Source organism: Streptomyces sp. NPDC033174 (genome assembly GCF_055577795.1).
Genome location: NZ_JBVIPQ010000010.1, coordinates 199,022 through 218,760 on the forward strand (window position 1 = coordinate 199,022; position 19,739 = coordinate 218,760).

At 70.2% G+C, this 19,739-nt stretch carries 17 protein-coding genes and 1 riboswitch; of the genes, 11 read left to right on the forward strand and 6 right to left on the reverse strand.

Annotated features, from left to right (window positions below; all coding sequences use genetic code 11):
- Nucleotides 1-69: 69 nt before the first annotated feature.
- On the reverse strand, nt 70-1,557 hold the full coding sequence (locus tag ACZ5VC_RS28665) for a SulP family inorganic anion transporter (protein WP_469122952.1): 1,488 nt from the start codon (nt 1,555-1,557) through the stop codon (nt 70-72).
- A 665-nt stretch (nt 1,558-2,222) separates the two neighbouring features.
- On the opposite strand from ACZ5VC_RS28665, the gene ACZ5VC_RS28670 reads away from it, so the two are divergent.
- Both ACZ5VC_RS28670 and ACZ5VC_RS28675 read left to right on the forward strand, forming a co-directional pair.
- On the forward strand, nt 2,223-3,698 hold the full coding sequence (locus ACZ5VC_RS28670; protein WP_469122879.1) for an amino acid permease: 1,476 nt from the start codon (nt 2,223-2,225) through the stop codon (nt 3,696-3,698).
- 10 nt (nt 3,699-3,708) lie between these two features.
- A complete protein-coding gene (locus ACZ5VC_RS28675; protein ID WP_015032260.1) occupies nt 3,709-4,164 on the forward strand; it encodes an Lrp/AsnC family transcriptional regulator in 456 nt (151 codons plus the stop codon).
- A 6-nt stretch (nt 4,165-4,170) separates the two neighbouring features.
- Here ACZ5VC_RS28675 and ACZ5VC_RS28680 read toward each other — a convergent pair whose 3' ends face one another.
- A complete protein-coding gene (locus tag ACZ5VC_RS28680) occupies nt 4,171-4,725 on the reverse strand; it encodes a Repetin (protein WP_469122880.1) in 555 nt (184 codons plus the stop codon).
- A 274-nt stretch (nt 4,726-4,999) separates the two neighbouring features.
- Between ACZ5VC_RS28680 and ACZ5VC_RS28685 the strand changes: the two genes are divergently transcribed.
- Nucleotides 5,000-5,797, forward strand: a complete 798-nt coding sequence (locus tag ACZ5VC_RS28685) for a carbon-nitrogen hydrolase family protein (protein WP_469122881.1) — start codon at nt 5,000-5,002, stop codon at nt 5,795-5,797.
- Between the two features lie 56 nt (nt 5,798-5,853).
- Nucleotides 5,854-7,545 carry a flavin monoamine oxidase family protein gene (locus ACZ5VC_RS28690; protein ID WP_469122882.1) on the forward strand — a complete coding sequence of 564 codons (1,692 nt, stop codon included), beginning with the start codon at nt 5,854-5,856 and terminating at the stop codon, nt 7,543-7,545.
- A 43-nt stretch (nt 7,546-7,588) separates the two neighbouring features.
- Here ACZ5VC_RS28690 and ACZ5VC_RS28695 read toward each other — a convergent pair whose 3' ends face one another.
- The 3 genes from ACZ5VC_RS28695 to ACZ5VC_RS28705 form a co-directional block, all read right to left on the reverse strand.
- Nucleotides 7,589-8,278, reverse strand: a complete 690-nt coding sequence (locus ACZ5VC_RS28695; RefSeq protein WP_469122883.1) for a DUF5995 family protein — start codon at nt 8,276-8,278, stop codon at nt 7,589-7,591.
- A 74-nt stretch (nt 8,279-8,352) separates the two neighbouring features.
- Nucleotides 8,353-9,756, reverse strand: a complete 1,404-nt coding sequence (locus ACZ5VC_RS28700; RefSeq protein WP_469122884.1) for a uracil-xanthine permease family protein — start codon at nt 9,754-9,756, stop codon at nt 8,353-8,355.
- A gap of 116 nt (nt 9,757-9,872) precedes the next feature.
- Nucleotides 9,873-11,087, reverse strand: a complete 1,215-nt coding sequence (locus ACZ5VC_RS28705; RefSeq protein WP_469122885.1) for an MFS transporter — start codon at nt 11,085-11,087, stop codon at nt 9,873-9,875.
- A 67-nt stretch (nt 11,088-11,154) separates the two neighbouring features.
- Here ACZ5VC_RS28705 and ACZ5VC_RS28710 point away from each other — a divergent pair, with 67 nt between their 5' ends.
- Nucleotides 11,155-12,339: an ROK family transcriptional regulator gene (locus tag ACZ5VC_RS28710; protein ID WP_469122886.1), complete on the forward strand. Its 1,185-nt coding sequence runs from the start codon at nt 11,155-11,157 to the stop codon at nt 12,337-12,339.
- A gap of 114 nt (nt 12,340-12,453) precedes the next feature.
- Here ACZ5VC_RS28710 and ACZ5VC_RS28715 read toward each other — a convergent pair whose 3' ends face one another.
- Complete coding sequence (locus tag ACZ5VC_RS28715; RefSeq protein WP_469122887.1) at nt 12,454-14,778, reverse strand: chitinase C-terminal domain-containing protein; 2,325 nt, start codon at nt 14,776-14,778, stop codon at nt 12,454-12,456.
- A gap of 239 nt (nt 14,779-15,017) precedes the next feature.
- Nucleotides 15,018-15,147: riboswitch (FMN riboswitch) on the forward strand.
- A gap of 157 nt (nt 15,148-15,304) precedes the next feature.
- On the opposite strand from ACZ5VC_RS28715, the gene ribD reads away from it, so the two are divergent.
- Genes ribD through ACZ5VC_RS28745 form a run of 6 tightly spaced genes read left to right on the forward strand, consistent with a single transcriptional unit; the run spans nt 15,305 to nt 19,720 of the window.
- On the forward strand, nt 15,305-16,378 hold the full coding sequence (gene ribD, locus ACZ5VC_RS28720; protein WP_469122888.1) for a bifunctional diaminohydroxyphosphoribosylaminopyrimidine deaminase/5-amino-6-(5-phosphoribosylamino)uracil reductase RibD: 1,074 nt from the start codon (nt 15,305-15,307) through the stop codon (nt 16,376-16,378).
- A gap of 2 nt (nt 16,379-16,380) precedes the next feature.
- On the forward strand, nt 16,381-16,989 hold the full coding sequence (locus ACZ5VC_RS28725) for a riboflavin synthase (RefSeq protein ID WP_469122889.1): 609 nt from the start codon (nt 16,381-16,383) through the stop codon (nt 16,987-16,989).
- A 44-nt stretch (nt 16,990-17,033) separates the two neighbouring features.
- Nucleotides 17,034-17,624 carry a nicotinamide mononucleotide transporter family protein gene (locus ACZ5VC_RS28730; RefSeq protein ID WP_469122953.1) on the forward strand — a complete coding sequence of 197 codons (591 nt, stop codon included), beginning with the start codon at nt 17,034-17,036 and terminating at the stop codon, nt 17,622-17,624.
- Nucleotides 17,621-18,889 carry a bifunctional 3,4-dihydroxy-2-butanone-4-phosphate synthase/GTP cyclohydrolase II gene (locus ACZ5VC_RS28735; RefSeq protein ID WP_469122890.1) on the forward strand — a complete coding sequence of 423 codons (1,269 nt, stop codon included), beginning with the start codon at nt 17,621-17,623 and terminating at the stop codon, nt 18,887-18,889. Before ACZ5VC_RS28730 ends, ACZ5VC_RS28735 begins: the two co-directional genes overlap by 4 nt.
- Nucleotides 18,890-18,928: 39 nt before the next feature.
- On the forward strand, nt 18,929-19,414 hold the full coding sequence (ribH, locus tag ACZ5VC_RS28740; protein ID WP_469122891.1) for a 6,7-dimethyl-8-ribityllumazine synthase: 486 nt from the start codon (nt 18,929-18,931) through the stop codon (nt 19,412-19,414).
- A gap of 33 nt (nt 19,415-19,447) precedes the next feature.
- A complete protein-coding gene (locus tag ACZ5VC_RS28745; protein WP_469122892.1) occupies nt 19,448-19,720 on the forward strand; it encodes a phosphoribosyl-ATP diphosphatase in 273 nt (90 codons plus the stop codon).
- The last annotated feature ends 19 nt before the right edge of the window (nt 19,721-19,739 follow it).

The window sequence follows — 19,739 nt, forward strand, 5'->3', positions numbered from 1 at the left end:
ATCGCGCGCCAAGAGTCAATGTCGGGCGCAGAGCAGATGTCAGTCCGTCGTGAGGTGAACAGGGGTCGGTCAGTGACTCGTGAGTTCACCGGTGAGCTTGCCGTGGAGGTCGGCGCTCGGGTCGTTCAGACCGATGATCTCCACCGTCTTGCCTCGCTGGGCGTACCTGGTCTCGATGGCGTCGAGGGCGGCGACGGACGAGGCATCCCAGATGTGCGCCGCACTCAGGTCGATGACGACCTTGTCGGGGTCGGTGGCGTAGCGGAACCGGCCGACGAGGTCGTTGGACGAGGCGAAGAACAGCTCGCCGGTCACGGCGTAGACCACGCTGGTGCCGTCGGGCTCGGTGGTGGCAGTGACATTGGCGAGGTGGGCGACGCGTTTGGCGAAGATGACCATCGCCGTGATCGAGCCGACGACGACACCGATCGCCAGGTTGCCGGTGGCGACCACGCAGACCACGGTGATGACCATGACGACGATCTCCCCGGCCGGCATCCGCTTGAGGGTCCTGGGCGCGACGGAGTGCCAGTCGAACGTCGCGAACGACACCATGACCATGACGGCGACCAGCGCGGCCATGGGGATCTCGGAGACGACCGGGCCGAAGACGATGCACAGCACCATCAGGAATGCGCCCGCGAGGAACGTGGAGAGCCGGGTCCGGGCTCCGGACACCTTCACGTTGATCATCGTCTGGCCGATCATCGCGCAGCCGCCCATGCCGCCGAAGAATCCGGTCACGATGTTGGCGATGCCCTGACCGATGGACTCTCGCGTCTTCGAGGAACGGGTGTCGGTGATCTCGTCGACCAGCTTGGCCGTCATCAGCGACTCCATCAGGCCCACCAGCGCCATCGCGATCGCGTAGGGGGCGACGGTGGTCAGGGTGTCCAGCGTGAACGGCACGTCCGGCAGCCCGGGCACGGGCAGCGAGGACGGCAGCGCGCCCTTGTCACCGACCGTCGGGACCGCGATCCCGGCCGCCACGGTGATCACGGTCAGGATCACGATCGAGACCAGCGGTGCCGGGATCACCGTGGTGACCTTCGGGAAGAACACCAGCAGCGCCAGCCCGGCCGCGATCAGCGGGTACACGGGCCACGGCACGTTGTGCATCTCGGGGACCTGGGCCATGAAGACCAGGATGGCGAGCGCGTTGACGAATCCGACCATCACCGAGCGCGGCACGAACCGCATCAGCTTCGCCACTCCCAGCGCGCCGAGGGCGACCTGGAGGACACCGGCCAGAATGACGGCGGCGATCAAGTGGCCCAGGCCGTGCTCACGGTTCAGCGGGGCGATCACGAGCGCGACGGCGCCCGTGGCGGCGGAGATCATCGCGCGGCGTCCGCCGACGATCGAGATCACGACGGCCATGGTGAACGAGGCGAACAGGCCAAGAGCCGGGTCGACACCGGCGATGATCGAGAACGAGATCGCCTCGGGAATCAGCGCGAGCGCGACGACCAGGCCCGCGAGGACCTCGGTACGCCACACCTTGGGATCGTTCAGCCAGTCCGGGCGCAGGCCACGCAGCCGCGCGGCGGGAGACATCACGGAAGTGGAGGACACGGGATCGGGAACCTGTCGTGCTCGGGCACACCCCGCTCTGGACAGGCCAAGGGGGCGCGGGAGGACGCGGAAGGCCGGCCGGCACCCCGCGGGACGGCCCGCAGGACGGGCCGGAAGCAAAAGGGACGGAGCCGGGGCGACGCGCGGAGCGCGGCCGGCCACCCGTCAGGGGCGCAGCATCACGGTGGGCAGGCGACGGCGCCGGGCATCGTGGGCTCGCGCACGCTCTCTCCCGCAACCATCGGATCTTCGCCGGAGGCTTCATCGGCCCCGACATGACAACGGGGGACCGTACGGGCCGCCCTCACTCCGGCGATTCTACCGAGCATGCCGCCGTCGGAGACCGGTGCGGATCACCGCACCCGACACCACGTCAGGAGGGCCTCGGCGGCCCCGATGTGTCGATTCGTGCGGCAGGGCGCAATGTTTCCCCGTCTGTGCCGCAAGTGCGCAATGATCAATCACTCATGCGCAACAACGCTGCATTAACAAGTGCGACGCCCTGGCCTTAGGCTCAAGCCTCGTACCAGGAGTGGCGGCGACCGCCTGCTCGGCGGTTCCCCCTTCCCCCGTGGGCTGTGTCACAGCGCCCGCGTACCGCCGCAGGTCGCTTCCGTTCGATCCGCAGCGATGAAGGAGCCACCGCAGTGCTCGACCAAGGCACAGCCGCGCCCGCCACCGAGGGTCCGGCGCCCAAGGCGTCCGGGCTCTCCGCTCTCACCCGGCGAAAGCCCGTGGAAAGGCTGGTCGCAGAGGGTGGGCAGGGTGAGGGCGGCAGCCTTCGCCGCTCGCTCTCCATGTGGCAGCTAACCATGATCAGCATCGGCGCCACCCTTGGCACCGGCATTTTCGTGGTCCTCGGCGACGCCGTTCCGCAGGCGGGCCCCGCGGTCACGCTGGCGTTCGTCATCGCCGGTCTCACCGCGCTCTTCTCGGCCCTCTCGTACGCGGAACTGGCGGGCACCATCCCGGTCGCCGGCTCCTCCTACTCGTACGCGTACGCAACGATGGGCGAACTCGTCGCCTGGGTCTGCGGCTGGTGTCTGGTCCTCGAGTACGGCGTGTCGGTGGCCGCCGTGGCCGTCGGCTGGGGTGAGTACCTCAATGAGCTGCTCGACGGCACGATCGGCGTCACCATCCCCGACGTGCTCTCCTCGGCCCCCGGCGAGGGCGGCATAGTCAACCTCCCCGCGCTGATCGTGGTGCTCCTCGCCATGGTGTTCCTGCTGGGCGGCGCCAAGGAGTCGGCCCGCGCCAACACGATCATGGTCGCCGTGAAGATCGGCGCGCTGGCCCTCTTCTGCACCATCGGCTTCATGGGCTTCAAGTCCGGCAACTACGCCGACTTCATGCCGCTCGGCATGGCCGGTGTCAGCGCGGCCGGTGCCAGCCTGTTCTTCTCGTACATCGGCTTCGACGCCGCCTCCACCGCCGGTGAGGAAGCGAAGAACCCGCAGCGCGACCTGCCGCGCGCGATCATGCTGTCGCTGATCATCGTCACCGCGCTCTACGTCCTGGTCGCCGCGGTCGCCGTGGGCGCCTGGAACTGGAAGGACTTCGAGGGCTCCGAGGCCACGCTCGCCGCGATCATGAACGATGTGACCGGACACGCCTTCTGGGGCACGCTCCTCGCCGCCGGCGCCGTCATCTCCATCGCCAGCGTCGTGCTGACCGTGCTCTACGGCCAGACCCGTGTCCTCTTCGCCATGTCCAGGGACGGCCTGGTCCCCAAGGCGTTCGGCAAGGTCAGCAAGAAGACCGGCACACCGCGCGTGAACACGGTGATCGTCTCGCTCTTCTGCGGTGTGCTCGCGGCCCTGATCCCGCTGGGCAAGCTCGTCGACGCCACCAGCATCGGCACGCTCTTCGCCTTCGCCCTGGTCAACATCGCGGTCGTCGTCCTGCGCCGGACGCGCCCGAACATGCCGCGCACCTTCAAGGTGCCGCTGGGCTGGCTCTTCCCGCTGCTGGGCTTCTTCTTCTGCGTCTACAACATGTTCAGCCTCGACTCCACCACCTGGACCGTCTTCGGTGTCTGGATGGCGGTCGGGCTCGTGTTCTACTTCGGATACGGCATGCGCCGTTCCCGTCTGGCCTCGGCCGAGGCCTCAGCAGAGAAGTGATCCACCCGTAGTGCGACTCAACGACCTCGACGAACGCATCGTCCACGCCCTCGCCGAAGACGCCCGACGCTCGTACGCCGATATCGGCTCGCTCGTCGGGCTCTCCGCCCCGGCGGTGAAGCGCCGGGTGGACCGGCTGCGGGCCGAGGGCGCCATCACCGGCTTCACCGTACGGGTGGACCCGGCGGCGCTCGGCTGGGAGACCGAGGGGTTCGTCGAGATCTACTGTCGCCACAACACCTCGCCCGACGACATCCGCCGCGGGCTGGAGCGATACCCCGAGGTGGTGTCCGCGTCGACCGTCACCGGCGACGCGGACGCCGTCGTCCAGGTCTTCGCCTCCGACATGCGCCACTTCGAGCGCGTACTGGAGCGGATCGCGGGCGAGCCCTTCGTGGAGCGCACCAAGTCGGTCCTGGTGCTCTCACCGCTGCTGCGGCGGTTCTCCTCGGGCTCGCCCGCGTAGCACCTCTCATTCGCCCGGATAGGGCACCTGCCACGGCAGCACCCTGAGATCGCCGGAGCCGGCCTTGAGCTTCTCGAACGGCGCCGAGCTCGTGCACTGCGGCACCGAGTCCTTGGACGGGTCGTTCGACATCGCCCACGTGTAGCCGAGCCGGTCGCGCCTGCCGACGTCGTGCACCGAGATGCCGATCCGCTTGCCCAGCGAGGGCTTCAGCTCACCGTCCGCCCGGGTGATGACCCCCGTGACCACGGCGACCTTCCCGCCCGTCATCAGACAGTCGACCTTCACATCCGCCGACGCGGCGAAGTCACCGATGTAGTGGCTGAAGCTGAAGGTGCCCGTGGCCTTGCGGGGGTCCGCGTTGTCCTTCGCCGCCAGATGGGCGTCGAACGAGAAGGTGATGTCGTCCCCGGCCGGCCGGTACAGCTTTCCCCTGCCGGTGAGGGAGGCGGCCTCGCGGGCCCCTCCGTCGCCATCCCCCGAGGCGACGGCGGAGCCCGCGGCACCCGCACTGATCAGCACGGCGGAGCAGAGTGCGACCAGCTTCGTACGGCGGTTCATGAAGGTCCTTTCGGCAGGTGAACCGGACAGCCACCACTCTGCCGAGAGGCCCTGCGCACCACATCGCGTCGCAGGACGATTCCCCCTCCGCCGCGCGGCGGGGACGCACTACGACCTCCGCAGGAGGCGCACGCAATGAATCATCGCCGCCCCCGGGCACGGCGCAATGGATCGACGGTCGGTCCGCAACGGTCGCGCCTTGTCCGGGGAGGAGCCCGAACCGTACCGTTTTGACGTCTCCCCTCACGCTTCCTTCACCGACAGAGGTCTGCCGATGCCGTCGCTGCGCACCGCCCTGCTCCAGAGCTCCGGACAGCCCGGTGATGTGGCCGCGAACCTCAAGGTGCTCGACGCGGCGGCCGCCCGCGCCGCCGCCACCGGCGCCGGGCTGCTGGTGGCCCCGGAGCTGTTCCTGACCGGGTACGCGATCGGTGAGGACGTTCCCCGGCTGGCCGAGCCCGCCGACGGCTCCGGCGCGCGTGCGATCGCCGAGATCGCCGTACGGCACGGGCTCGCGATCGTCTACGGCTACCCGGAGCGCGACGGCGAGACCCTGTACAACGCGGCGCAGCTGATCGGCGCCGACGGCGCCCGCCTCCTGAACTACCGCAAGACGCATCTCTTCGGCTGCTTCGAGCAGACCTGGTTCACCCCCGGTGACCAACCGGTGGCCCAGGCCGAGCTCGGCGGTCTGAAGCTCGGCGTGATGATCTGCTACGACGTCGAGTTCCCCGAGAACGTCCGGGCGCACGGTCTCGCCGGCACCGACCTCCTCCTGGTGCCCACGGCGCAGATGCACCCCTTCCAGTTCGTCGCCGAGTCCGTCGTCCCGGTCCGCGCCTTCGAGAACCAGATGTACGTGGCCTATGTGAACCGGACCGGACCCGAGGGCGAGTTCGAGTTCGTCGGCCTCTCCACGCTCGTCGGCCCCGACGGCACCGCCCGCGCCCGGGCCGGCCGCGGCGAGGAGATCGTCGTCGGCGACGCCGATCCGGAGTTCCTGCGCGCATCCCGCGAGACCAACCCGTATCTGCGCGACCGCCGCCCCGGCCTGTACACGTCCCTGATCTGAGCCCCGCTTCTCCTCCGCCTCCCCCTTCAGCTTTCCGTGCAAGGAGTCCGTACCCCATGACGTCCACGGTGCCCACCGCCGTCCAGCACACCGACGCGCAGCCGCCGATCACCATGTTCGGTCCGGACTTCCCGTACGCCTACGACGACTTCCTGGCCCACCCGGCCGGGCTCGGCCAGATACCCGCGACCGAGCACGGCACCGAGGTCGCCGTCATCGGTGGCGGTCTCTCCGGGATCATCGCCGCGTACGAGCTCATGAAGATGGGCCTCAAGCCCGTCGTCTACGAGGCCGACCAGATCGGCGGCCGGCTGCGCACGGTCGGTTTCGAGGGATGCGACCCCTCCCTGACCGCCGAGATGGGCGCGATGCGCTTCCCGCCGTCGTCGACCGCGCTCCAGCACTACATCGACCTGGTGGGCCTGGAGACCAAGCCGTTCCCCAACCCGCTCGCGCCGGAGACGCCGTCGACCGTCGTCGACCTGAAGGGCGAGTCGCACTACGCGACGACCGTCGACGACCTGCCGCAGGTCTACCGCGACGTGATGAACGCCTGGAACGCCTGTCTGGAGGAGGGCGCCGACTTCTCCGACATGAACCAGGCCATGCGTGAGCGCGACGTCCCGCGCATCCGCGAGATCTGGGCCAAGCTCGTCGAGAAGCTGGACAACCAGACCTTCTACGGCTTCCTCTGCGACTCCGAGGCGTTCAAGTCCTTCCGCCACCGCGAGATCTTCGGCCAGGTCGGCTTCGGCACGGGCGGCTGGGACACCGACTTCCCGAACTCCATCCTGGAGATCCTGCGCGTCGTCTACACCGAGGCCGACGACCACCACCGCGGCATCGTCGGCGGCTCCCAGCAGCTGCCGCTGCGCCTGTGGGAGCGCGAGCCCGAGAAGATCGTGCACTGGGCCCCGGGCACCTCGCTGTCCACCCTCCACGGGGGCACCCCGAAGCCCGCCGTGACCCGGCTGCACCGCACCGCCGGGAACCGGGTCACCGTGACCGACGCCTCCGGTGACATCCGTACGTACCGGGCGGCGATCTTCACCGCCCAGTCCTGGATGCTGCTCTCCAAGATCGCCTGTGACGACTCGCTCTTCCCGATCGACCACTGGACGGCGATGGAGCGCACCCACTACATGGAGTCGTCCAAGCTGTTCGTGCCGGTGGACCGGCCGTTCTGGCTCGACAAGGACGAGGTGACCGGCCGCGACGTCATGTCGATGACGCTGACGGACCGGATGACGCGCGGTACGTACCTGCTGGACGAGGGCCCGGACAAGCCGGCCGTCATCTGCCTGTCGTACACCTGGTGCGACGACAGCCTGAAGTGGCTGCCGCTGTCGGCGAACGAGCGCATGGAGGTCATGCTCAAGTCGCTCGGCGAGATCTACCCGAACGTCGACATCCGCAAGCACATCATCGGCAACCCCGTGACGGTGTCCTGGGAGAACGAGCCCTACTTCATGGGCGCCTTCAAGGCGAACCTGCCCGGGCACTACCGCTACCAGCGGCGTCTGTTCACGCACTTCATGCAGGACCGGCTGCCCGAGGACAAGCGGGGCATCTTCCTCGCCGGCGACGACATCTCCTGGACGGCCGGCTGGGCCGAGGGCGCCGTGCAGACCGCGCTGAACGCCGTCTGGGGCGTCATGCACCACTTCGGTGGCGAGACCGACGCCACCAACCCCGGCCCGGGCGATGTCTACGACGACATCGCGCCCGTGGAACTTCCGGAGGACTGAGTCACGTTGGGGGTGTGGGGCGGTAGCACTGGTGTGAGAGCGTTCAGCCGCACAGTGTGAGCGGCGTCAGCAGCATCCGCCCCACCAGACCCACGGAGCGGTCGAGGCGTTCGGTGAACTCCTCGGCCAGCTCCGGCACTCCGCCCAGCTCCCACAGGGTGCGGGCCGCGAACCACGCCCCGTCCCTGGCGCGGTCCAGGCTCCAGCAGCCGAGCAGATGCGTCAGCGGGTCCGCGATCTCCAGCAGATCGGGGCCCGGCATCAGTTCCTCGCGGATGCGCTCCTCCAGGAGGACGAGGAGATCGCCCACCCGGTCGAACTCCCTCTCCAGGTCCACCGGCCGGCACTCCAGCGCGCGGCAGGTGTCGACCACCGCCCGGGCGAGGTCGTGGCCGATGTGCGCGTTGATCCCGGCGAGGGCGAACTGCAGCGGGCGCACCCCGGGATGACGCCGGTACTGGAACAGCGGCTTCCAGCAGGCCGGTGCGGGAAGGCCCACGGAGGCCGATTCCACGGCCGAGAGGTAGCGCTCGGCGAAGAGCACGTCGAGCGTGACGGCGGCGTGCCGATCGCGGAAGAACCCGGCGTCGACGCACCGGTCGAACTCCTCGGTGACCGAAAGGTAGACCCGGTTGAAGACGGCGACGCCGTCGTCCGGATGCCACCCCGCACCGAAGACGCGCATCCGTTCCAGTACCGAGTCGACCGCTGTGCACTCCTCGATCCACGCCATGGGGGCAGCGTCGCAGCCGCGGGGCTCCCGGGGGGTCCCGCCGAGCCCGGCTTACCCAGAACGGGGGAACGCCCCTACGGTCCCGCGACCGGCTTCTGGTCCCCGTCCTCGCTGTCGTACTGCGAGGTTCCCGCGTCCAGCAGGGGCTCCTGAGCCTTCAGATGGGCCGGGGCGAACGCCCGCAGCACGTGGTAGCCGGTGATCACCACGAGCGTGCCCAGGGCGATCCCGCCCAGCTCGAAGGTGTCGGTGAAGGTGAGCTTCACGCCGCCGACGCCGATGATGATGCCCGCCGCGGCCGGCACCAGGTTCAGCGGATTGCGCAGATCCACCCCGGAGTTGATCCAGATCTGGGCGCCGAGCAGGCCGATCATGCCGTAGAGGATCACGGTGATGCCGCCGAGGACTCCACCGGGGATGGCGGCGACGACCGCGCCGAACTTGGGGCAGAGTCCGAAGAGCAGCGCGAACCCGGCGGCGGCCCAGTAGGCGGCGGTCGAGTACACCCGGGTGGCGGCCATGACGCCGATGTTCTCCGAGTACGTGGTGTTGGGCGGGCCGCCCACCGCGGTGGACAGCATCGAGGCCGCTCCGTCCGCGGCGATGGCCGTGCCCAGCTTGTCGTCGAGCGGGTCGCCGGTCATCTCGCCGACGGCCTTGACGTGTCCGGCGTTCTCCGCGATCAGCGCGATGACGACCGGCAGCGCGACCAGGATCGCCGACCACTCGAAGCTGGGACCGTGGAAGGACGGAAGTCCGATCCAGTCGGCCTTCGAGACACCGGAGAGATCGAGCCGCCAGTGGTCGGTGACCCGGCCGTCGGGGCCCATGGAATGGATCCTGCCGAAGACCAGGTCGAAGACCCACGAGATGCCGTAGCCGAAGATCAGGCCGAGGAAGATGGCGATCCGGGACCAGAACCCGCGCAGGCAGACCACGGCCAGCCCGGTGAACAGCATCACGAGCAGCGCGGTCCACTGGTCCTGCGGCCAGTACGTGGCGGCGGTGACCGGCGCGAGGTTGAAGCCGATGAGCATGACCACGGCGCCGGTCACGATCGGCGGCATCGCGGCGTGGATGATCCTCGCGCCGAAGTGCCGCACCGCGAGACCGGCCAGGAACAGCACCGCGGCGACGACGAGCACCGCGCCGGTGACGGTGGCGCTGGTGCCGCCGGAGGCGCGGATGGCCGCGGCCACGCCGACGAAGGAGAGCGAGCAGCCCAGATAGCTCGGGACGGTGCCCCGCGTGGCGAGCAGAAAGATGATCGTCGCGACACCCGAGAGCATGATCGCGAGATTGGGGTCCAGACCCATGAGGACCGGAGCCACGAACGACGCGCCGAACATGGCCACCACGTGCTGGGCGCCGAGCCCGATCGTACGGGGCCAGGACAGCCGTTCGTCGGGTCGTACGACAGCGCCGGGAGCGGGTGTGCGTCCGTCGCCGTGCAAGGTCCAGCGCACGCCGAGGTTCATGGGCCGCTCCAGTTCTCCGTGTCCGTCGGCCTGGCGTGGCCGAAAACGATCAGCGCCATGGTAGTGCGCCCCTGGTGGAGGGGGCTGTGCGCGCCGATCCGGCGGCCGGGGGAGCGTCAGGTCCGGCGCTCGGGAGCGGGGGCGCTCACGGGGGCGGCCTTCGCCGATGGCCGGGCACCGGCGCGCAGGACCCCGGCGCCCACCACGAGACCGAACGTCAGCAGGGTCACCAGGCTGAACGACACCACCAGCGAGGTCGCGTCCGCCAGGCCGCCGATTGCCGAGGGGGCGATGAGCCCAGAGGTGTACGTGATGGTCGCGACGCCCGCGATCGCCTGGCTGGGGTTGGGGCCGCTGCGCCCGGCCGCCGCGAACGCCAGCGGGACGACGACGGCGACGCCCAGACCGATCAGACCGAATCCGGCCATCGCGACCGCCGGGTGCGGGGCGAGGACGACCAGGACCCCACCGGCGGTCGCCGCCACCCCGCCGACGCGCACGGTCCGTACGGCTCCGAACCGGTCGACGACCTTGTCGCCCACCAGCCGCGCCACCGCCATCGTCAGCGCGAAGGCGGTCGTGGAGGCGGCCGCGAGGCCCGCCGACGTACCGAGCTGGTCCTCCAGATAGACCGCCGACCAGTCCAGGCTCGCCCCCTCCGCGAACACCCCGCAGAATCCGATCGCCCCGATGACCAGCGCCGACCTGGGCGGCAGTGCGAACCGCGGCGGCGGCTCCTCGTCGGGGGCGCTGCGCAGGTCCAGGACCCCCTGGCAGAACACCGCGCCCAGTACGGTCAGTACGGCGGCCGCGAGCAGGTGGTGCAGCCGGGCGTCCGCGCCCAGGTGAGCGGCGAGGGTGCCGCCGGCCGAGCCGATCAGGGCGCCCGCGCTCCACATTCCATGCAGGCTGGACATGATCGACTTGTCGATACGGTTCTCGATCTCGACGCCCAGGGCGTTCATGGCGACATCCGACATGCCGGCCGTCGCGCCGTACACGAGCAGCGCCCCGCACAGCCCGTAGATGTTCGGGGCCAGTGACGGAAGCGTCAGCGACAGCGTCCACAGTGCCAGCAGACCGCGCAGGGCGGCGCGCGAGCCGAAGCGGTGGCTGACCGCGCCCGCCAGCGGCATCGCCAGTGAGGCCCCGATCGCCGGGAAGGCGAGGGCGAGGCCGAGCTGGCCCGCGCTGACGTCCGCATGGTCCTGGATCCACGGAATGCGGGTGGCGAAGCTGCCGGTGACCGCGCCGTGCACACAGAAGATGGCGGCCACGGCGTAGCGCGCCCGCCTCAGCTGCTGGGGGCCGTACGCCCCGTTGGTCGACATGCGGCGTAAACTATCAGGGACCCTGCCTGATAAATAGACGGCAGGGTGATCTGGAAGGATCCCCGGCATGCAGTCCGCATCCCCGAGCACCGCACGGGCCATCAACGACCGGCTGGCCCTGCGATTCCTCCAGCAGGAGGGGCCGTTGACGGCAAGTCAGCTCAAGACGCTGACCGGACTCTCCCGCCCCACCGTCGCCGACCTCGTCGAGCGGCTGCAGGGGGCGGGCCTGATCCGGCTGGTGGGGGAGGCGGGTGCCGAACGCCGGGGGCCGAACGCGCGGCTGTACGGCATCGTCGCGGACCGCGCCCATCTGGCGGCCCTCGACGTGCGGACGCGGAGCGTGTCCCTCGTCGTCGCCGATCTGCTCGGCACCACTCTCGCCGAGGCCACGCTGGCCATCGACTCCGACGCCGGGACGGAACCGGCCGTCGAGCAGGCCGCCGCCCTGCTGGAGCGCACCGCTCGCGAGGCGGGGGCGGGGCGTCTGCACAGCGTCGGCATCGGCGCGCCCGGGCTCATCGACCCCGCGACGGGCGAGCTGCGGGACTCCTCGGGGCTGCCCGCGTGGCACCGCCGGCTCGTCGCGGCCCTGCAGGAACGTCTCCCTGCCACGGTCCTCGTGGAGAACGAGACCAACCTCGCGGCGGTGGCCGAACAGCGCCTCGGCGCCGGCCGGGACCGCGAGGACTTCGTGCTGCTCTGGCTCGGCCAGGGCGTGGGAGCGGCGGTCGTGCTCGGCGGCGCACTGCGCCGGGGAGCGTCCGGCGGCGCGGGCGAGATCGGCTTCCTTCCCGTCCCGGGGACGGGCGGCCTGCCGTCGGCCACGGGCTGCGACGGAGGGTTCCACGCGCTGGTCGGCGCCGCGGCGGTCCGCGAACTCGCCGCGGAGTTCGGCCTCCGGGGCGACGCCGAACAGACCGTCCGGCACGCGGCGCAGTCCTGCGGGGAGCACGGGGGCGCATCCGGCGCTCGCGAGGCGGCCTTCCTGGACGCCTTCGCCGACCGGCTGGCCGTCGGCGCGGCGGCCGTCGCCTCCGTGCTCGATCCGGGATGTGTGATCCTCGGCGGCGAGATCGGCCATGCCGGCGGCCGGCCCCTCGCCACCCGCGTCGAGGCCCGCCTCGCGGCGCTCTCGCCCCTGCGCACCCTCGTGCGCCCCGCGTCGCTCGACGGCACGGCGGTCCTGCGCGGCGCCCTCCTCACGGCCCGCGAGTCGGCCCAGGACGCACTCTTCGGTCCGGGCGCGTAGCCGGGACGGGGCCCGGGACGACGCACAGGGACCGGCGGCCCCGGATGGGACGGGCCCGGGGACCCGGCGGCGGCAAGGGCCGGTTGGACCGCCGCCGGGCGTCTTTTCCGGGGGTCAGCAGGCGCCGAGGTCCTGCCACACCCCCCATTCACCGGTGGTCCCGGGCTCCTCGCCCTTCGTCCACCACTTGGCCTTCCAGGTGTGCGCGTTGTGGGACACGGACGCGCCGCCGCCGTACTCCGCGGTCGCGCTCCACGCGGGCGCCGCGCAGCTCCCGCCCGGGTTCGTCGGAGTCGGGGTCGGCGTCGGGCCGGCTCCCGTGCCCGGCTCGACCACCTTGGCGCCGCGCGTCAGGTCGCCGGCCAGGGCGTAGGTCTTGCCACCGAAGCTCACCGTCCAGTTCGACGGCGTGGATGTCGGCAGGTAGTAGACGAAGTCCAGCTCCACCGAGGCGCCCGGCGCGAGGGTCTGCCAGGACGGAAGCTTCAGCGAGACACGGTTGTAGTCGCCCTTGAGCCCGCCCACGTTCGAACCCGTGTGGTCGCTTCGGACGATCGTGGTCCCGAAGCCCGACTGGTCCTTGGCGTTGGCCGGTGCCGAGGTGGAGTAGTCGAACTGGAACTCCGTACCGCCCGGCAGTGCCGTCTTCGTGTTGTTGGTGATCTTCAGCTTGGGGCTGATCGGGTAGTTCGAGTCGCCGAGCGGGAACTGCCCGAACTCCACCCCCACGTCGACCGCGTCCGCCGGCAGCGTGACCGCCGAGCGCTTGGCGCCGTACGGCGAGGCCGCCTTGAACTTCTGGTACATCGCGTCGGTGAGCGTGGAGCCCATCTCGTACTGGCCCTTGGCCGCGTTGTACGCGTAGTCACCGGCCAGCTCCCACACCATCGTGCCGCCGATGCCCTTGCCGACCACATAGTCGGCCTTGGCCTTCACCGACTGCTCGTCCTCGGTGGACAGGAAGACCTTCTTCTCGGCGTTCCACAGCCACGGCGCGACCAGCGTCGCGTCGTACTTGCGGGCGTAGGTGCCCGTCAGCCTGGTGGTCGCGGGGAAGCCGTACTTCGTGACGTAGTCGCCGACGACCCCCTTCTCCAGGTTCTTCGCGTGCCACATGGGGTTGGACCCCGCCGGGGACTCGGCGCCGTTGGTGTCCTTGTCGTGCCACAGGTTGTCGATGCCGACGGCGCCGTCACCGCACTTGGTCAGACCCGCGCCCGCCGGGCACGTCGTGGTGGCCGCCTTCCCCCACAGCCCGTCCGTGCCGCCCTGCACGTTCTTGAAGCCGCGGGTGTAGTACGGCAGGCCGATGTTGATGCGGCCGGCCGGCATCGAGCCGCGGAAGTAGTGGTAGGCCCAGTCGGTGTTCAGATACCCGACGCCGCCGTACTGGGAGGTCGAGTAGACGCCCGCCGCGGCCAGTTCGGCGTCCTTGCCGTCGTCGAAGAGCGAGGCGTTCGGACCCACGTACTCGTTCCAGGCGCCGTGCAGGTCGTAGGACATGATGTTGACGTAGTCCAGATACTTCTGCATCTGGAAGGTCTCCATGCCGCGCAGCAGATAGCCGGACGAGGGCGCGGCGACCGTCAGCATGTAGTGCCTGCCGTCGGCGGCGCCCGCCCGGTCGAGCTTCTCGCGCAGCGTCTTCATCAGTGCCGCATAGCCCTTGACCAGACCGGCGCGGCGCCCGTTGGAGAGCGTGTGGTCCAGCGGGTTGCCGGCGTCCTTCATCGTCGTCGGGTACTCGTAGTCGATGTCGACGCCGTTGAAGCCGTACTTCTTGACGAAGGAGACGGCCGAGTCCGCGAACGTGTCGATCCCGGCCTGGTTGACCGAACCGTCGGCGCTGGTGGCCATCGAGTAGAAGCCGCCGGAGTTCACCCGGCTGCCGCTGTCGTCGAAGTAGCCGCCGGTCTCGGCCCAGCCGCCGACCGAGATCAGCGTCTTGACGTCGGGGTGCTGCTTCTTGAATTTGTTCAGCAGATTGAAGTGGCCCTTGTACGGGAGGGCCGGGTCCATCTCCGCGCCGGCGACACCGGGCCAGGTCATCCCGGTGGCGGCGTTGTTCGCGCCGTCCGTGCCGACCGACAGCTTGTTGGCGCCGTCGATGTGCCCGAACGCGTAGTTGATGTGGGTGACTTTGTCCCAGGGGATGTCCGAGGCGAGGTAGGCGGGGGTGCCGTCCTTGCCGGTGCGCCAGCCGGTGAAGTAGCCGATGACCCGGCGCTGGTGGTCGGCGCCCATCTTCTCGCGGCCCTCGGTGTCGTAGACCGAGCAGTACGGGACGTCGACACCGGGAGTCCTGTAGAGCCCGTCGGGGCGACAGGACTCCTGGTCGGCGGCGTGGGAGACGCCGCCGGAGAGCGAGCTGAGCAGCAGTCCGGCGACGGCCGCGCCGGACGCGAGCAGCGCCGCTCTGGTACGGGTGGGGGACAGCACGATCTGTTCCTCCTGGGAGGTGGGCGGAACACAACTGGCAAGGCGATTGCTTGTGTTGGGCCCCGATGTGCGCACACCCGGCCCCGTACCTCGGAGGTGACACGGAGATTAAGAGGACTAGACCAGTGCGTCAATAGGTCTGGACCAGTTGAAGGCTCATCGATTACTGTGAGCCAGCCCACAGCTACTCACCCTGATGGCCGACGATCAGTCGTGGCACACTGGCCCTGTATCAGCAGCAGCGCACTCCGGGGTCGGTGTAATTCCGAACCGGCGGTATAGTCCGCGACCCGTCCGCATCCAGCGGCCGGTTGACCAGGTGAGATTCCTGGACCGACGGTGAAAGTCCGGATGGGAGGCAGTGCGCGGCGGGTGGTCCTTCCCGGACGCCGGCCGTCTTTTGCTGGCCGCCGCGCTCGTCGGCGACCGGTGAATCCGGCCTCGGCATCCCCGTGAAGTGACGTACCCGCTCTCTGTCGTCATCGACAGGCCCCGGAGTCCGTGCCCGAAGAGGCAGGAGGACCCGGTGGCCACCGCAGCCGACGTGGACGCCATGCGCCGAGCCATCACGCTCGCCGCACACGGACTCGGCTCCACGAGCCCCAACCCAGTGGTCGGGTGCGTCCTCGTCGACGCCTCGGGACACCAGGTCGGAGCCGGTTACCACCAGCGCGCCGGCGGACCGCATGCCGAGGTCCACGCCCTGCGCGAAGCGGGCGACCTCGCCCGCGGCGCCACCGCGTACGTCACCCTCGAACCCTGCAACCACACCGGTCGCACCGGCCCCTGCGCCCAGGCGCTGATCAAGGCCGGCGTCAGCCGTGTCGTCTATGCGGTCGCCGACCCGAACCCGCAGGCCACCGGCGGTGCGGACACGCTCCGCGCGGCCGGGGTGCAGGTCGAGCAGGGCGTCCTCGCCGACGAGGCCGAGGCGGGCAACATCGCCTGGCTCACCTCCGTACGCCGCGGGCGGCCGTACGTCCTGTGGAAGTACGCGGCCACCCTCGACGGGCGGATCGCGGCGAAGGACGGCACCAGCCGCTGGATCACCTCGCCCGAGTCCCGCGCCGACGTCCACCGGTTGCGCGCCGAGGCGGACGCCGTGATCGTCGGCTCCGGCACCGCCCGCGCCGACGACCCCCACCTCGCCGTACGGGACGTCCCGGGAGCCACCCAGCCGCTGCGCGTGGTCGTCGACACCGAGGCCACCGCAGTGAAGCCCGGCGCCCGGGTCCTGGACGACGCGGCGCCCACCCTGATCGCGGTCGCCGAGGACGCGGTCACCGACCTGCCCGGCGTCGTCCGGCTGCCCCGTGCCGACCGGGGGCTCTCCGTACCGGCCCTCCTCGCGCACCTCCACGAGCGGGGCGTCCGCTCCGTACTCCTCGAAGGCGGCCCGACCCTGGCCGGCGCCTTCGTCGCCGCGGGAGCCGTCGACACCGTCGTCGGCTATCTCGCCCCCGTCCTCCTCGGCGCGGGCCCCGCCGCCCTCGCCGACGCCGGAATTTCCACCATCTCCGATGCGCTGCGTCTCGACGTCACCGAGACCGTCCGCGTCGGTCCCGATCTGCGGATCACCGCCACCCCCAAGGGAGCCTGAGCGTGTTCACCGGAATCGTCGAAGAACTGGGTGAGGTCACCGCCGTCGAGAACCTCGGCGACGCCTCCCGCTTCCGTCTGCGCGGCCCCGTCGTCACCGACGGCGCGAAGCACGGCGACTCCATCGCCGTCAACGGCGTCTGTCTGACCGTCGTGGAGTTCGGGAACGGCGAATTCACCGCCGATGTGATGGCCGAGACGCTGCTGCGCTCCTCGCTCGGCGCGCTGGAAGTCGGCTCCCGGGTCAACCTGGAACGGCCGACGGCCGTCGGGGACCGCCTCGGCGGTCACATCGTCCAGGGCCACGTCGACGGCACCGGCACGATCGTCTCCCGCACCCCCTCCGAGCACTGGGAGATCGTCAAGATCTCGCTCCCCGGGCACCTCTCGCGGTACGTGGTCGAGAAGGGCTCCGTCACCGTCGACGGCGTCAGCCTGACCGTCGTCGAGGCCGCGGACGACTACTTCACCATCAGCCTCATCCCCACGACCCTCGCCCTGACCACGCTGGGCATCAAGAAGCCCGGAGACCCGGTCAACCTCGAGGTCGACGTCATCGCCAAGTACGTCGAGCGGCTGCTCGGCGCCAACGCCAAGGAGAACGTCAAGTGAGCTGGCTGAACTCCGAGGCCTTCAGCGCCTTCGGGCAGCACATCATGTGGTCCGACATGATCGGCAACACGATCGGACTGATCGCGCTGGCGCTCGGCTGGCGGCGCTCCATACTCACCTGGCCGGCCCAGCTGCTCTCCGGCGTCATCCTCGTCGGGGCCTACGCCTCCGCCCACCTCAGCGGTGGCGTCGGCAAGCAGCTCCTGGTCATCGGTGTCGCCGCGTGGGGCTGGCGCCAGTGGACCCGCGGCCGGCAGCAGGCGCAGGACGGCACAATCGCCGTCCGCTTCGCGACCTGGAAGGAGCGCGGGCTGCTCCTCGGCGGGGCCGTACTCGGCACCGCCGCCGTCGGCGGCCTCTTCACCCTCTACCCGTCGCTCTCCTGGAGCCCCTGGGCCGACGCGTACATCTTCGTCGGCACCCTCGTCGCGATGGTCGCCCAGGCCCGTGGTCTGGTCGAGTTCTGGTTCGCCTGGCTCCTCGTCGACCTCGTCGGCGTCCCGCTTGCCTTCAGCAGCGGCCTGGCCTTCTCCGGTCTCGTCTACGTGATCTACTTCGCCCTCGTCATCTGGGGTATGCGCGACTGGTGGCTCCGGTCCCGCACCGCTCCCGCTCTGGAAGGAGCACCCGCATGACATCCCTCCCCATCTGGGACGCCACCGACCTCGCCCTCGACCCCGTCGAGCAGGCCATCCGGGACATCGCCGCCGGCCGGCCCGTCGTCGTCGTCGACGACGAGGACCGCGAGAACGAGGGCGACCTCGTCATCGCGGCCGAGAAGGCCACCCCCGAAATAGTCGCCTTCATGATGAGCGAGTGCCGCGGCCTGATCTGCGCGCCCATGGAGGGCGACGAGCTCGACCGCCTCGAGCTCCCGCAGATGGTCGACAACAACACCGAGTCGATGCGGACCGCGTTCACCGTCTCCGTCGACGCGGGCCCCGCCTACGGTGTCACCACCGGCATCTCCGCCGCCGACCGCGCCACCACCCTCCAGCTGCTGGCCGGCGGCGTGGCCGAGGCCGGCGACTTCGTCCGCCCCGGCCACATCTTCCCGCTGCGCGCCAAGTCCGGCGGCGTCCTCGTCCGCAACGGCCACACCGAGGCCGCCGTCGATCTGGCCCGCCTCGCCGGGCTGCGCCCGGCCGGCGCGATCGTCGAGATCGCCGGTGAGGACGGCGTGATGCTGCGCCTGCCCGAGCTCGTCCCGTTCGCCCGCAAGCACGGCCTGACGATCATCTCGATCGAGGACCTCATCGCCTACCGCCGCTCCTCCGAGCCGACGGTCCGCCGCGAGGCCGAAGTCAACCTGCCCACGGCACACGGGCAGTTCACCGCCTTCGGCTACCGCTCCACGGTCGACGGCGTCGAGCACGTCGCCCTTGTCCACGGGGACGTCGGCGACGGCGAGGACGTCCTGGTCCGGGTCCACTCCGAGTGCCTGACCGGCGACATCTTCCACTCGCTGCGCTGCGACTGCGGCCCCCAGCTCCAGGCGTCCATGGAACGGATCACCGAGGCCGGCCGCGGCGTCGTGGTCTACCTCCGCGGACACGAGGGCCGGGGCATCGGACTCCTGTCCAAGCTGCGCGCGTACGAACTCCAGGAGCGCGGCCACGACACCCTGGACGCCAACCTGGAGCTCGGTCTGCCCGCCGACGCCCGCGACTACGCGGCCGGCGCCCAGATCCTCGCCGACCTGGGCGTCCGCAGCCTCCGGCTGATGACCAACAACCCCGAGAAGATCACCGCGCTGGTCCGGCACGGACTGACCGTCGAGGGTCGCGAGCCGATGCCCGTCCAGGCCGGTGAGCACAACCTGCGGTACCTGCGCACCAAGCGCGACCGGATGGGGCACGACCTGCCCTGGCTCGACGCGTCCACCTGCGGCAACCAGTAATCACCCCCCCCGTACACCCGAACAGCACCGAGGAGAGACGTGAGCGGCAAGGGCGCACCCGAACTGAGTGTGAAGAACTGCGGCGACCTCCGGGTCGCGGTCATCGCGGCGCAGTGGCACGAGAAGATCATGGACGGACTCGTCAACGGCGCGCTGCGCGCCCTGCACGAGCTCGGCATCGACGAGCCGACGCTGCTGCGCGTCCCCGGAAGCTTCGAGCTGCCGGTCGTGGCGAAGGTCCTCGCCGGACGCGGCTACGATGCCATCGTCGCCCTCGGCGTGGTCATCCGCGGCGGAACCCCGCACTTCGAGTATGTGTGCCAGGGCGTGACGAACGGCCTCACCCAGGTCTCGATCGACACCGGCGTACCCGTCGGATTCGGCGTCCTGACCTGCGACAACGAGGAGCAGGCCCTGGACCGGGCCGGCCTTGAGGGCTCCAACGAGGACAAGGGCCACGAGGCGGTCACCGCCGCAGTCGCCACCGCCGCCACGCTGCGCACCGTCAGCGAACCCTGGCGCTGAGCCACGAACCCCACCCCGTACTCTTAGGACATCATGGCGAACAAAACCTTCGAAGAGCTCTTCACCGAGCTCCAGCTCAAGGCCGAGAACGGCGACCCGGCCACCTCCCGCACCGCGGAACTGGTGGGCAAGGGCGTCCATGCCATCGGCAAGAAGGTCGTCGAAGAGGCCGCCGAGGTCTGGATGGCCGCCGAGTACGAGGGCAAGGAAGCCGCCGCCGAGGAGATCTCGCAGCTGCTGTACCACGTCCAGGTGATGATGGTCGCCCGCGGGATCTCGCTCGACGACGTCTACGCCCACCTCTGAGCACCACCCCGTCACACTC